General features: G+C 73.7%; 12 protein-coding genes. 7 read left to right on the top strand and 5 right to left on the bottom strand.

Going from position 1 to position 12,992, the window contains the following annotated elements:
- Positions 1-5: 5 nt before the first annotated feature.
- Entirely contained in the window at positions 6-1,460 is a 1,455-nt protein-coding gene (gene hemG, locus ACFWJX_RS00060) for a protoporphyrinogen oxidase (protein WP_383234382.1), read from the bottom strand.
- Positions 1,461-1,722: 262 nt separating this feature from the next.
- Here hemG and ACFWJX_RS00055 point away from each other — a divergent pair, with 262 nt between their 5' ends.
- Both ACFWJX_RS00055 and ACFWJX_RS00050 read left to right on the top strand, forming a co-directional pair.
- Positions 1,723-2,727 (top strand): DUF4349 domain-containing protein, encoded by a 1,005-nt coding sequence (locus ACFWJX_RS00055; RefSeq protein ID WP_383234379.1) that lies wholly within the window; start codon positions 1,723-1,725, stop codon positions 2,725-2,727.
- Positions 2,728-2,828: 101 nt separating this feature from the next.
- Positions 2,829-4,235, top strand: coding sequence for an FAD-dependent oxidoreductase (locus tag ACFWJX_RS00050; protein ID WP_383235857.1), 1,407 nt, complete (start codon positions 2,829-2,831; stop codon positions 4,233-4,235).
- Between the two features lie 96 nt (positions 4,236-4,331).
- On the opposite strand, the gene ACFWJX_RS00045 is transcribed toward ACFWJX_RS00050, so the two are convergent.
- Positions 4,332-4,598: a hypothetical protein gene (locus ACFWJX_RS00045; protein ID WP_383234376.1), complete on the bottom strand. Its 267-nt coding sequence runs from the start codon at positions 4,596-4,598 to the stop codon at positions 4,332-4,334.
- A gap of 134 nt (positions 4,599-4,732) precedes the next feature.
- Here ACFWJX_RS00045 and ACFWJX_RS00040 point away from each other — a divergent pair, with 134 nt between their 5' ends.
- Positions 4,733-5,539, top strand: a complete 807-nt coding sequence (locus ACFWJX_RS00040; protein ID WP_383234373.1) for a rhomboid family intramembrane serine protease — start codon at positions 4,733-4,735, stop codon at positions 5,537-5,539.
- A 7-nt stretch (positions 5,540-5,546) separates the two neighbouring features.
- On the opposite strand, the gene ACFWJX_RS00035 is transcribed toward ACFWJX_RS00040, so the two are convergent.
- Together ACFWJX_RS00035 and ACFWJX_RS00030 are read right to left on the bottom strand one after the other, a co-directional pair.
- On the bottom strand, positions 5,547-5,900 hold the full coding sequence (locus tag ACFWJX_RS00035) for a hypothetical protein (protein ID WP_383235947.1): 354 nt from the start codon (positions 5,898-5,900) through the stop codon (positions 5,547-5,549).
- On the bottom strand, positions 5,831-6,004 hold the full coding sequence (locus tag ACFWJX_RS00030) for a hypothetical protein (protein ID WP_383235855.1): 174 nt from the start codon (positions 6,002-6,004) through the stop codon (positions 5,831-5,833). The genes ACFWJX_RS00035 and ACFWJX_RS00030 overlap by 70 nt, the downstream gene beginning before the upstream one ends.
- 489 nt (positions 6,005-6,493) lie before the next feature.
- Between ACFWJX_RS00030 and ACFWJX_RS00025 the strand changes: the two genes are divergently transcribed.
- The gene (locus ACFWJX_RS00025; RefSeq protein WP_383234370.1) at positions 6,494-8,578 is read left to right on the top strand and encodes an ATP-binding protein; all 2,085 of its coding nucleotides are present in this window, start codon (positions 6,494-6,496) and stop codon (positions 8,576-8,578) included.
- Positions 8,579-9,383: 805 nt separating this feature from the next.
- Positions 9,384-9,803 (top strand): hypothetical protein, encoded by a 420-nt coding sequence (locus ACFWJX_RS00020; protein ID WP_383234368.1) that lies wholly within the window; start codon positions 9,384-9,386, stop codon positions 9,801-9,803.
- Here ACFWJX_RS00020 and hemE read toward each other — a convergent pair.
- Positions 9,733-10,800 carry a uroporphyrinogen decarboxylase gene (hemE, locus tag ACFWJX_RS00015; protein ID WP_383234365.1) on the bottom strand — a complete coding sequence of 356 codons (1,068 nt, stop codon included), beginning with the start codon at positions 10,798-10,800 and terminating at the stop codon, positions 9,733-9,735. The genes ACFWJX_RS00020 and hemE overlap by 71 nt on opposite strands.
- Positions 10,801-10,963: 163 nt before the next feature.
- On the opposite strand from hemE, the gene ACFWJX_RS00010 reads away from it, so the two are divergent.
- Positions 10,964-11,632 (top strand): DUF3000 domain-containing protein, encoded by a 669-nt coding sequence (locus ACFWJX_RS00010; protein ID WP_383234362.1) that lies wholly within the window; start codon positions 10,964-10,966, stop codon positions 11,630-11,632.
- Positions 11,633-12,069: 437 nt separating this feature from the next.
- Positions 12,070-12,732 carry a response regulator transcription factor gene (locus ACFWJX_RS00005; protein ID WP_073493321.1) on the top strand — a complete coding sequence of 221 codons (663 nt, stop codon included), beginning with the start codon at positions 12,070-12,072 and terminating at the stop codon, positions 12,730-12,732.
- Positions 12,733-12,992 lie beyond the last annotated feature (260 nt).

Below are 12,992 nucleotides of genomic sequence, written 5' to 3'. Positions count from 1 at the left end.
GGTTCTCATTCTCCCGCTCCGCCGTGCAGACTTTGCACGGGGTTGGCCGTCAGCTCGCGCGCGGCGCTCGTGTCGCCGCCGATCTGGTCGACCGCCGCGTACGCGCCGGCGATGCAGGCGGGGATGCCGACGCCGTCGTAGGGCGCGCCGCACACCGCGAGGCCGGGGAGCTTCCCGACGTGCTCGCGGATGCGGGCCACGCGCGCGTGGTGGCCGACCGGGTACTGGGGCAGGCCGTCCGTCCACCGGGTGACGCGGGTTTCGAGGGGCGTGGCGTCCAGGCCGGTGGCGGCCTTCAGGTCGTGCCGGGAGACGTCGACGAGTTCGGCGTCGGAGCGCTCCAGGATCGCCGTCTCGCCGTGCCGCCCGACGGAGGTGCGCAGCACGGCCACGTCCGGGTCCTCGTCGGCGATCCAGCCCCACTTCTGCGAGGCGAAGGTGGAGGCCTTGATGGTGCGGCCGTCGACGGGCGGGACGAGGAAGCCGCTGCCGTCGGGCAGGGCGGTCCGGGAGCGGCGGTAGGCGAGGGTGACCAGGGCCATGGAGGCGTACTCGACGGTGCGCAGCTCGGCGGCGGCCTCGGGGGACTCGGCGGCGAGCAGGGCGGCGGCGACGGGCGCGGGGACGGCGACGACGACTCCGTCGGCGTGCAGCACCCGGTCGCCGACGGTGACGCGCCAGCCGCCGGCCGGCTCGCGGCGCAGTCCGCTCACGGACGCGCGCGTGCGGATCTCGCCGCCGCGCGCCTCGACGGACGCGGCCACCGCGAGCGGCAGCGAGCCGACGCCGCCTTCGATGCCCATGAAGACCGGCCCGGACTGCTGGTTCGCGGCGGCCTTCGCCTGGATGTCGCGGACGGCCTCCGTGAGGGAGCGGTGCGTGCGCGCGGCCTGGAACAGCTGCGGGACGGCCGAACGCATCGAGATGCGGTAGGCGTCACCGGCGTAGACCCCGCCGAGCAGGGGCTCCACCAGGCGGTCGACGACCTCGCGGCCCAGGCGGGCGGCGACGAACTCGCCGACCGCCACGTCCTCGCCGACCTCCGTGCGGGGCAGGTCGGCGTCGCGGGCGATCCGGGCGAGGCCCTCGTCGGAGAGGACGCCGGCCAGCGCGGAGGCGGTGCCGGGGACGCCCATGACATGGCCCTTGGGCATGGGGCGCAGGGCGCCGCGGGTCCAGATCGAGGCGGTGGCGGTGGCCGGCGGCCGGAGCCGGCCGGCGAGGCCCACCTCGCGCGCGAGGGCGACCGCCTCGGGACGGCGGGCCAGCATCGACTCGGCGCCCAGGTCGACCCGGACGCCCGCGATCTCGCCGGGCAGCAGCTTGCCGCCCACCCGGTCGGAGGCCTCGAGCACGGTCACGCGCGCGCCGCGGTCCAGCAGCCGGTGGGCGGCCGCCAGGCCCGCGACACCGGCTCCCACCACGACGACATGCCTCGTGCCCGTACCCGTTGCGCTCATGCCCCAACTCTCTCAAACCCCACTGACACACCGAACTCGCCCCCGCTCTCCCCGGCGTCCTGCCTCCGGTGATCTCCCTCCGGTATCCGACTCCGGTGTCCTGCCCGCGTCCCGACCGTGACCTGTTCGGAACCGTCGGAGGCCAACGTCCCGCCCCGCCCCGGCGTCGAAGGACCATCAGCCGTCGCCGAACCCTCGGGGGTACGCCCAGATGCGCACACGACATGCCCTACGACGCCCGACACGTCCGACACGACGTCCGGTGCGACGCCCGGCACGACGCCCGGCACGACGTTCCGTACGACCGCTCCACGCCCTGGCGGGCGTCCTGCTCGCCGCCGCCGTCGCCCTCACCGGATGCGGCGCGAACGACACGGGAGACAGCAGCAGCGCCGACAAGGCGGCCGGCCCGGAGGCCGGCGTCGCACAGCCGGCCGAGGACGCCAAGGCCGGCGTCGCACAGCCGGCCGAGGACGGCAAGGCCGGCGCGGGCGCGAGCGGCTCGAAGGCGACCACGGCGCCGAAGCCGTCCGTGAACCGCATCATCCGCACCGCCACCCTGACCGTGCAGGTCAAGAACGTGCCGAAGGCCCTCGAACAGGCTCGCGCGGCCACCGAGAACGCGGGCGGTTACCTCAGCGACGAGACGACCGTCCGCGACGAGGACAGTGCCGAACAGACCCGCGTCGTCCTGCGAGTGCCGGTGGACAGGTACGACGACGTCCTCGCCGGCCTCCAGGGCGCGGGCAAGCTCCTGGAGCGCACCGCGAAGGCCCAGGACGTCACCGACCAGGTCGTCGACGTGGAGAGCCGCATCACCTCGCAGCGCGCCAGCGTGGTCCGCGTCCGTGAGCTGATGGACCGGGCCACCAAGCTGAGCGACGTGGTCACCCTGGAGGGCGAGCTGAGCCGCCGCGAGTCCGACCTGGAGGCCCTGCTCGCCCAGCAGGCGTCCCTGAAGGACCGCACCAGCATGGCCACGATCACGCTGACCCTGTCCGAGAAGCCGGTGGTGGCCGAGAAGGAGGACGACGACCCCGGGTTCGTGGACGCGCTGGCCGGCGGCTGGGACGCGTTCGTGACGATGCTGCGCTGGATCGCGGTCGCCTTCGGCGCGGTGCTGCCGTTCGCCGCGGTGCTCGCGCTGATCCTTCTCGTGTGGCTGCGGCTGCTGCGGCCCCGCCGGGCGGGTCGGCCGGTCCGGCCGGTCGTGCCGGGCGAGTCCGAGCGGGAAGGAACCGAGCGGGCAGAAGCCGAGCGGGACTGAGCGGGCCGGGGGAGAACCGGCCCGAACCACCGAGCCGGGCCGGGCGGGAGCGGGCCGGGCAGGAGCGAATTGCCGTCGCCCCGTAGCGTGTTCGCATGAGCATGAGCGAGAGCGCGCGCCACGGGGCGTCCGGGCGGGAGCGGCTGGTCGTGATCGGCGCGGACGCCGCGGGCATGTCCGCGGCGTCCCAGGCCCGCCGGCTGAAAGGGCCCGGGGAACTGAGCATCGTGGCCTTCGAACGCGGCCACTTCACGTCCTACTCGGCCTGCGGCATCCCGTACTGGGTCGGCGGTGACGTCACCGAGCGGGACGACCTGATCGCCCGCACACCGGAGGAGCACCGCGCGCGCGGTATCGATCTGCGCCTGCGCACCGAGGTCACGGCGATCGACCTGGACCGGCAGGGCGTCCACGCGCGTGACGTCGATTCCGGGGCCGAGTCCTGGACGTCGTACGACAAACTCGTCATCGCCACCGGGGCCCGGCCGATCCGGCCGGACATGCCCGGGGCCGACGCCGAGGGCGTGCACGGGGTGCAGACGCTCGACGACGGGCAGGAGCTGCTCGACACGCTGACGCGTACCCGCGCGCGGGGACGGCACGCCGTGGTCGTCGGGGCGGGCTACATCGGCGTGGAGATGGCCGAGGCGCTCATCAACCGCGGCTATCTGGTGACGGTCGTCAACCGGGGCAGCGAGCCGATGTCGACGCTCGACGCGGACATGGGCCGCCTGGTGCACCGGGCGATGGAGGGCCTCGGCATCACCATGGTGAACGACGCCGAGGTCACCGAGCTGCTCACGCACGACGACGGCCAGGTGCGGGCGGTCGTCACAGGGGACGCCGAGTACCCGGCTGACGTGGTGGTCCTCGGCATCGGCGTCCGCCCGGAGACGACCCTCGCCAAGGCCGCCGGGCTGCCCCTGGGCGCCCACGGCGGTCTCCTCACCGACCTGGCCATGCGGGTACGCGGCCACGAGAACGTCTGGGCCGGCGGCGACTGCGTCGAGGTCCTCGACCTGGTCTCCGGCCAGGAACGCCACGTTCCGCTCGGCACCCACGCCAACAAGCACGGGCAGATCATCGGCACCAACGCCGGCGGCGGTTACGCCACCTTTCCCGGTGTCGTCGGCACCGCCGTCAGCAAGGTCTGCGACCTGGAGATCGCCCGCACCGGCCTGCGCGAGAAGGACGCGCGCAGAGCGGGCCTCCAGTTCGAGACGGTCACCGTCGAGTCGACCAGCCGGGCCGGCTACTACCCCGGCGCCTCCCCCATGACGGTCAAGATGCTCGCCGAACGCCGCACGGGCCGCCTTCTCGGCGTACAGATCGTCGGCGGGGAGGGCGCGGGCAAGCGGGTCGACATCGCGGCGGTGGCCCTCACGGCAGGCATGACGGCCGAACAGATGACCACCCTGGACCTGGGCTACGCACCACCGTTCAGCCCGGTGTGGGACCCGGTACTGGTGGCGGCACGGAAAGCAGCGGCAAAGGTGCGGAACACATAGGAAACAGCGCGGAACCGCACGACCGGCCACCACGAACCCACAGCCCGCAACCCGCTCCCGGCTCCCGGCTCCACGCTCCCGCTCCCCGCGACCTGCCTACGCGGTCCCGGACAACCTCGGCAACGCGGAAACCGCCGCGGGCTGCTGCTCCGCCGGCTTCGCGTGCGCCGCCGGCGCCGGCCGCGACCGCAGCCGGTGGCTGACGGCCTCGTCGAGCGTCACCGCCCGCTGCATCTGCGCGGCCAGCCGCCCCGCCTCCTGGCCGAGCCGTGCCACGTCCTCCCAGGGGAGTCGGATCACGAGCGCGATCTCCGCCTCGCCGTCGGGCGTGGCATGCATCGGAGGAGTAACCCGGTCGTTCATCGCCTGTTCCTCACGTCGTTCCCGCGACCCGCCTTCCCAGTGCCGCGGGCGGTTGCCGGTTCATACGCAGCCGCGGGTAACCGCGTTCAGCGCGTGCACCGATTCACCGAACGGATCGGGGGCAGTACTTCCTTGTGGTCATCCCCGTCCATGACGTGAACCCCACGCGCAGCACCCCCGTGGTGACGTATGCGCTGATCGGCGTGAACGTCTTCGTGTTCCTGTTCATGCCGGGCCTGTCCGGCTCGGTGGCCGGTGACAGCACGCTGGCGCAGACCTGCCATCTGCACGCGTTCCTGGAGCAGTACGCCGCCGTCCCGCGCGAGCTGATCCACCATCAGCTGCCGCAGCTCGTGCCCACCGGGGACGTCCGCGGCGGCGGCTGTCTGCTGGGCCCGCCGGACTACGACAAGTCCCCGGCGCTGAGCGTCCTGACCGCGATGTTCCTGCACGGCGGCTGGCTGCATCTGCTGGGCAACATGCTGTTCCTGCTGATCTTCGGCAACAACATCGAGGACCGCATGGGCCACGTCCGCTTCGCGCTGTTCTACGTCGCCTGCGGCTATGCGGCGTCGTACGGCTTCGCGCTCGTCAACGCCGACTCGACCGAGCCGCTGATCGGCGCGTCGGGAGCCATCGCGGGGGTCCTGGGCGCCTATCTCGTGCTGTATCCGAAGGCCAGGGTGTGGGTGCTCGTCCCGTTCCTGATCTTCCTGCCGCTGCGGCTGCCGGCCTGGATGGTGCTGGGCTTCTGGTTCGGGCTCCAGGCGGTGTACTCCTCCGGCGAGGGCGTCTCCGACGCGGGCACGGTGGCGTACGCCGCGCATGTCGTCGGCTTCCTCGCGGGCATGCTGCTCGCCTGGCCTCTGAAACGGGGCACGCCGCCGCCACCCGAGCCGCGCGGCCTGCTGTTCGGCAGGAGAGCCCGGCCCGGCTGGTGATGTGCCGTCACCTGGACCGGGGGAACGACTCCGGCTTCCGCCCGCCCGTTCGACCGGTTCGGTCATGGCCCGGTGGGCTCCGCTCGACCTGTGCACCGGCCGCTCCGCTCGTCGTCGCGAGCATCACGTCGGGGTCGAACATGACGATCACGGCGGCGATCAGCAGGACCGTGAGCGGGCCGGCCAGCATGAACAGGAGGAGCGACAGCGGCCCGACGGCCGACTGGCCGGTCGCTGCGGCGCCGTCGAGGTTCACGGACACGGCGGCCGTGCCGGTGCAGTGCATGCCGGTCACGGCCACGCCCATGACGAGGCCCGCCCCCAGGCTCGACCACAGTCCGTGCACGGAGACCGCCGCCACAGGGCAGCGGTGGCGACGACGATCGGCACCGACAGCGCCACCGCCGGCTCGGAGTGGTGCGGGGTGCCGTGCGTGTGCGTGGCCGCACTGCCGAGGTGGTGCATGGCCGCCACGCCAGCCCGGTGATCGCGCCCGCCACGCCCGGTTCAGGGGTGCGGCACCCGGTAGCCGACGAGGAAGACACCGACGGCGACGACAACGATGGTCACCGCCAGGCTGAGCAGGGTCCTGGCCGGTCGTGAGTGACCGGCGCGCCCTGGACGCTGAAGCCGATCACGCCGACGAAGTGCCTGGTCCAGATGCCGCAGCCGGTGGACGACACGGCGCCCAGGGTGAGCCGGCCGGCCTCTCGGCCACGGCGGGCGCCCCGCAGCGACCGCGTCGTACACCTCGGCCCCAGCGCGGCACTGGAACAGGCACGGCCGTTCGACGTGTCGTCGTCACGTGTGATCCCGGCCGCGGTGTCGCCACCTGGCCCGACGTGCCGCGTTGGGTCTGCCGTGGCACCGGTGAAGTGACGGTTCTGCGCCCGGGGCTGCCGACCCCCTGGCCGCGGTGTCACCCCTCGCAGCATCCGAAGAGTGCGGAAGGTCATGAACGTGTGGACGTGTGTCGGCAGCCCTGCGGTGCCACCTGTGGACGACGACGGGCCGGCCGACGCCCTGATCGGCCGGGAGCGGGAATCCGCCGCTCTCGGGGTACTTCTGTCGGAGCACCACCTGGTGACGGTGACCGGTCGGCCGGGCGTGGGCAAGAGCCGACTGGCCGCTGAGGCGGCGGCGAGGACGGGCGGACCGTGGCGCCGGGTGGTCCATGTCCGCTGGCAGGGCACGGGCCCCGGCGGGCCGGGCGCGCTGACCGCGGCTGTGAGCCAGGCCCTGACCGGCAGGCGGCCGCACCGCCGGGAAACGGACATCGCGGCCCTGGTGCGGCAACTTCCGGCAACCGGTGTCCTGTTGTTTCTCGACGACGTCGACCCGGTCCACCGGGAGTGCATGGGACTGGTGCAGCGCCTGCTGGTGGCCGTACCGGGGCTACGGGTCCTGGTGACCTCGCGCCGGGTGCTGGGCCTCGGTGAGGAACAGGTCCTGCCCCTGCCGCCGCTGGCCACCAGCGCCCAGGACGCGGCACCGGACCGGTCCCCCGCCGTCGAACTGTTCCTCCGCCGGGCCCGGACGGTACTGGACACCCTGCCGACGGCCACGACAGCGGGTGATCCGCGGACGGCCGCGGCGAAGGCGCCTCCGGAGGCAGCGGAGCCGCCGACGGACACAGCCGCCCCGCACGCGCGCCCCTCCGAGTCCCGGCCGCACCTCGCCGATCTGCGCGCCGTGGAGGCGATCTGCCACACCCTGGAGGGCGTCCCGCACGCCATCGAGCTGGCCGCCGAGCAGGTGGCGCGGCAGCCGGTGGAGGAGCTGGCGGATCTGCTGGAGAATCACCAGTGCTGGCTGTCCAGCGACCGCCCCCCGCTGCTGCGGCACCGCTCGCTGCGCGACACCGTCGGGGCGACCTACGCGCTGTGTGAGCGCGAGGCCAGGATCGTGTGGGGCAGGGCCAGCGCATTCACCGGGCCCTTCAACGAGTCGACGGCCGTGTTCCTGTGCGCCGGTGGAGGCGTGGAGCCGCACCAGGTGCCTTCGCTGCTCGTGCAGTTGACAGCCGTCAACGTACTCGAGCCGGTGCGCGACCCGGGCGGCCTGGGCCAGCCCCGCTACCGGATGACCCGGGCCGCACGGGAGTTCGGCGCGGAACGGCTGCGGGAGGCCGGCGAGTGCGAGGTGGCCCTGGAGCGCCGGGCCGCGCACTGCCGGCAGATCGCCGCCGTCGCGGAGAACCTGTGGGCCTCGGGCTGCCAGGACCAGGCCGCGCGGCTCGTCCAGGAGGAACAGGCCGAACTGACGTCGATGCTGCGCCAGGCGCTGTGCCGTCCCGACCAGGCCGAGACGGCACTGGAGACGGTCGTGAGCCTGTGGTTCTGGTGGGCCGTCTTCGACCACGGCGAGGAGGGGCGCGGCTACCTGCTCCAGCTGCTTCCGCTGTGCCCCGCGGGCAGCGACACGGGGATGCGCGGCCGCCTGCTGGCGGCCTGGCTCGGCGCCGGGTGCGATCCGCAGGGCGCACGTGCGCTGCTGGGCCGGGCCTGGCCGGCGGCCGTGATGGCGGGCGACGACGCCACCGTCGGCCACATCGCCCACGTCCAGGGGCTGATCGCCCTGCACGAAGGGGATCACCGGGCCGCCGCCGACCACTTCGAGGAGGCCGCCCGCACGACCCCGGACCATGCCTTCGGCGGTCCCCCACCGGCCGTCAGCCTGGCCGCCCGCGCGGTGGCCCAGGCCGCCTTCGCCCCCGCGGCCGCGCGGCGCACCGCGCGCCGCGCGCTGACCCGGAGCGGGGTCCGCGACGACGCCTGGGCCGCTCTGGTCGCCCGCTACGCCAAGGCCTTCGTCGACCACCACCAGGGCCGCAGCGCCGGCGCCCGCAACCGCGCCCGCCGCGCCCTCGCCACGCTGGACGGCACCCTGCCCGCCTCCCACGTGGGCGTGGCACTGCGCGCCCTGGCCGCCGACATCGAGTCCGGCACCAAGGCCCGCCCGCACCTGCCGCAGACACTCCTGTACACCGGCCCGCGCCGCCCGGCACCCACGGGAGCCCGCCGACCGGTCACGCGCTAGCGGCGAAGGCACGGCCCGACGGCGCGACGGATGGGCGTCTTCCCGGACACCCCGCCCGGGGCCCGGAACCGCACCCGCCTCCGCCGGCCGGCACGCACATCCACCAGGCGGGCAGCACGGAGGGGGCGGGGCGTCCCTCGGACACCCCGCCCCCCTCTACCGCCCGTTCGCACCCGTCGGTGGGGGGGACGGTCGCACCGACAGGTCCTGCTCACGACGTACCGCATCGCTACCGGACCGGTGCGCGCCCGCCCCGCCGGCCAGGGCAGCCGTTCACCTCCCGCGCCGTCCCGCTCGGGCGACGGCTCTCCGAGGATCCCCGGTGCAGCCGTCTCCCGGCATCCGTACCCGCCCAAGATCGGTACACGTAGACGGCGAGAGGCCGCAGGCGTACGCACCCCTGCGGCCTCCCGCCCGGATCATGCCGTGCGCCGCCGTGCGCCTGCCCGTCCGGGTGAACCGCTGGCGATCCCCGCTCCTCCGCACCAGGCTGTGCCCGATGGGGCAGTGACACCCCCCTCGTGGCACTCCTCCGTCGCGGACCGTCGGCCCGGTGGCGGCCGCTTCCCCCGGGACCGGCACCGCGGTACGCCGCCCGGCGCGGAGCTTCTCGGCGACCTCACCGACCTGGTCGTCGCCGAGCCGGGTTCGGGTCCCGGTCATCGGACGGCCCACCTCGCGCGGACCGGGCATCCGGCGCGGATCGTCGCGGTCGACCACGACGTCCACCGCACCGCACAGGCCCGCGCTGACTACGGTCACCTGCCGCCGCCGCAACCCGGTCCGTGCGGACGCGACCGTCCACATGAGCGGGCACCCGGGCGGGTTCGACGTCGTCCACAGCGTTTTCGGCGCGCTGGACTTCGCCGACCCGCACCTCCTGCTGCCCGCCGTCGGCCGCGGGCAGCGGCCGGGCGGCCTGCTCGCGTTCTCGACCCTGGCCCCCGACGTCCGGCACCCGCCGCCGCCGGCCGCGCGGCGCCGCCCGGCCCAGGACACCACGGTCTGGCCCCAGTTCCTGGACCGGCACGGCTCCGACCTGACGGCCACCGACACCCTCCAGGACCCCGACGACCACGCCCGGCCCGCATCACAAACGTTTACCGGGCCGTACGACGCCGAGGGCGCCGATGTGTCGGCGCCCTCGGGGCGGCTCAGCGGGCCGTACGGGTGTGGACGTAGTCGACGAGGCGGGTCAGCGCGTCCGGGTCCGTGGACGGCATGACGCCGTGGCCGAGGTTGAAGACGTGGCCCTCCAGGCCCGCCGCCGCGTCGAGGACCTCGCGGGTCTTGGTCTCGACGGCCTCGGTGGAGGCGAACAGCACGGTCGGATCGAGGTTGCCCTGGAGCGCCTTGCCGGGGCCGACCCGGCGGGCGGCCTCGTCGAGGGGCACGCGCCAGTCGACGCCGACGACGTCCGCGCCGGCCTCGCCCATCAGCTTGAGCAGCTCACCGGTACCGACGCCGAAGTGGATGCGGGGGACGCCGTACCCGGCGACGGCCTCGAAGACCTTCACCGAGGCGGGCATCACCGAGCGGCGGTAGTCGGCCGGGGCGAGGGCGCCCACCCACGAGTCGAACAGCTGCACCGCCGAGGCGCCCGCCTCGATCTGCACCTTCAGGAAGGCGGCCGTGATGTCCGCGAGGCGGTCCAGCAGGTCGGCCCACAGCTCGGGGTCGCCGTACATCATCGCCTTGGCGTTCTCGTACGTGCGCGACGGACCGCCCTCGACGAGGTAGCTCGCAAGGGTGAAAGGCGCGCCCGCGAAACCGATGAGGGGGGTCGTGCCCAGCTCGCGGGTCAGCAGGCCGATCGCCTCGGTGACGTAGGAGACGTCCTCGGGGGTGAGGTCGCGCAGCCGGGCGAGGTCGGCGCGGGTGCGGATCGGCTCCGCGACGACCGGGCCGACGCCGGGCTTGATGTCGAGGTCGAGGCCGATCGCCTTGAGCGGTACGACGATGTCGCTGAAGTAGATCGCCGCGTCCACGCCGTGCCGGCGCACCGGCTGGAGGGTGATCTCGGTGACCAGCTCGGGCCGCATGCAGGACTCGAGCATCGGGATGCCCTCGCGCACCTTGCGGTACTCCGGCAGCGAGCGCCCGGCCTGGCGCATGAACCACACGGGCGTGTGCGGCACCGGCTCCCGCCGGCACGCCTTCATGAAGGGGCTGTCGTACGTCGCTGCCGGCTGCCGGCCCTCTGGGCTCTCGTTCGCGCTCACGACGGCAAGTCTCCCATGACGCGGAAACCATGCGGAAACCGGCGGGGGACGCCCGCCGACGGCCCCTGACCGTGCGCGTGTTCGCCCAGCGCGCAGCCGTCCGAGGTCCGCCCACGGGTGTCTTGCCCTGCGCGAAGCTCCCGTTCCCCTTAATCTTCCCCGCATGGCTGCGGCTCAGGGACGACTGTCGGACGGCACGGGCGGGATGGATGACGCGAACGAGGAGGACCTGGATGGGGGAAGGGCGGCTCCGCCGCCCTTCCGGGCCGCCGTCGACGCACTGAGGGCCGCGCGGCTGCGGCCCCAGATCGAGATCGAGCCGACACCGGCCCCGCGGCGCCTCGCGCCGTACGCGTACGCCCTGGAGGCGACCGTCGTGGACGGCGACCAGGACCTGGCCGACGGCCGCCTCGTGCTGTTGCACGACCCGGCCGGGCACGACGCCTGGCGCGGCACCTTCCGGCTGGTCACCCTCGTGCGGGCGGAGCTGGAGCAGGAGATGGCCGTCGACCCGCTGCTGCCGGACGTGTGCTGGTCCTGGCTCACCGGGGCGCTCCAGACACGCGGCCTGATGTACGGCGAGCCGAGCGGCACGGTCACCCGCGCCGGCTCCCACTACTTCGGCGGACTGTCGGAGCGACCGGCGTCCTCGCAGATCGAGATCCGGGCGTCCTGGACGCCCCGCGAGGGGCTGGGCGGGGTGCCGGACACGGCGGCGCATCTGGCGTCCTGGTGCGACCTGCTGGCCCAGGTCGCGGGGCTGCCGCCGGCCGGCCCGGGGGACGCGTCCGTCGTGACGCTGCCGCAACGGCGGGGGCCGCAGTCGCGCTGACCGCGCGCACCGACCAATTCCGCGGGGTCCCTGTCTCCGGGGCCCCGCCGGCCTTTTTTCGACCTGCCGATCTCGCCGAACTCTTCGGCCTCTCCCGTCTCTGTGATCGCTCTGCACCTGTGAGCGCGGCCGCCCGGCCGCGCTCACACGCCGTGTTCGGCTCCGACAACCGTCGACTCCCTCGAACGGCCGCCTCGATTGACCATCTCTTTGTCGATACGGCCACTTTCGATCTCATACGGCACCCGCTCAAACCGACTCGATCTTCGGATGATCGATCACGCGTCCGAATTGCACGGATTGTTACTCACTAGATCGTGATCATTTTCTAAAGGACCAAGGCTTCGGTGCCGAAGACGACTGTGACCTTGAAAGCACGGTTCGTCCCGGCTTCATCCCCACGAGCCGGCCCCGTCGTCCCCCACCCAGGAGGCCTGGTGTCCGTTCTCCTCGAGCAGCCCGCAAGCCTGGTCGCCTACCGCCCGAACAAGCCCACCGCCATGGTGGTCGTGGCCGACCCGCGCGTCCGCTCCACCGTCACCCGCCATCTGTGGGCGCTCGGTGTGCGCGACGTCATCGAGGCCTCGTCCGTCGCGGAGGCTCGTCCCCGCATCGGCAACCCCCGCGACATCTGCGTCGCCGACGTCCACCTTCCCGACGGCTCCGGCCTGACCCTCCTGTCGGAGACCCGCGCCGCGGGCTGGCCCAACGGGCTCGCCCTCTCCGCGGCCGACGACATCGGCGCCGTACGCAACGCCCTCGCCGGTGGCGTCAAGGGCTACGTCGTCACCGGCACCCGCACCAACGTCGGGCTCCCCACCCGGCCCGGTGCCGCCCCCATCGGCTCCGCCGCCGCCCGCCTCCACCGCCGCCCCCCGGGTGCCCCGAGCCACCCGGGCGGCTACCGCGAGCTGTCCGGCCGCGAGGTGGAGGTGCTGCGGCTCGTCGCCGAAGGCCAGTCCAACAAGGCGATCGGCGTCTCGATGGGTCTGTCCGCGCTGACCGTCAAGAGCCACCTCGCCCGCATCGCCCGCAAGCTCGGCACGGGCGACCGCGCCGGGATGGTCGCGGTGGCGCTGCGCACCGGCATCATCCACTGAGGGCTCCGGGCCGAGGGCCCGCCCCCACCGTCCACCTCGATCCCCTCCGACTGGCCTAGTTCCACCGACTCGCCTCGTTCCCTCTCCCCCCGACCCGCCTTGCTCCACCCCGGTCCACCCCGATCCACCCCGATCCTTCATCGACCTGACTGGTTTGGGACCTGCGGCGCCCGGCGCCGGGACCGTACGGGCAGGCCGTGGGGGATAAACACCAGACGCGGCCGCGGGGAGGGGGGGGGGTGATGAGAGGGGTGGCGCGC

The organism is Streptomyces sp. NPDC058335, assembly GCF_042723915.1.
Taxonomy (GTDB): Bacteria; Actinomycetota; Actinomycetes; order Streptomycetales; family Streptomycetaceae; genus Streptomyces.
Note: the sequence above shows the minus strand (reverse complement) of the source record. Positions and strands in the feature narration are given on the sequence as shown.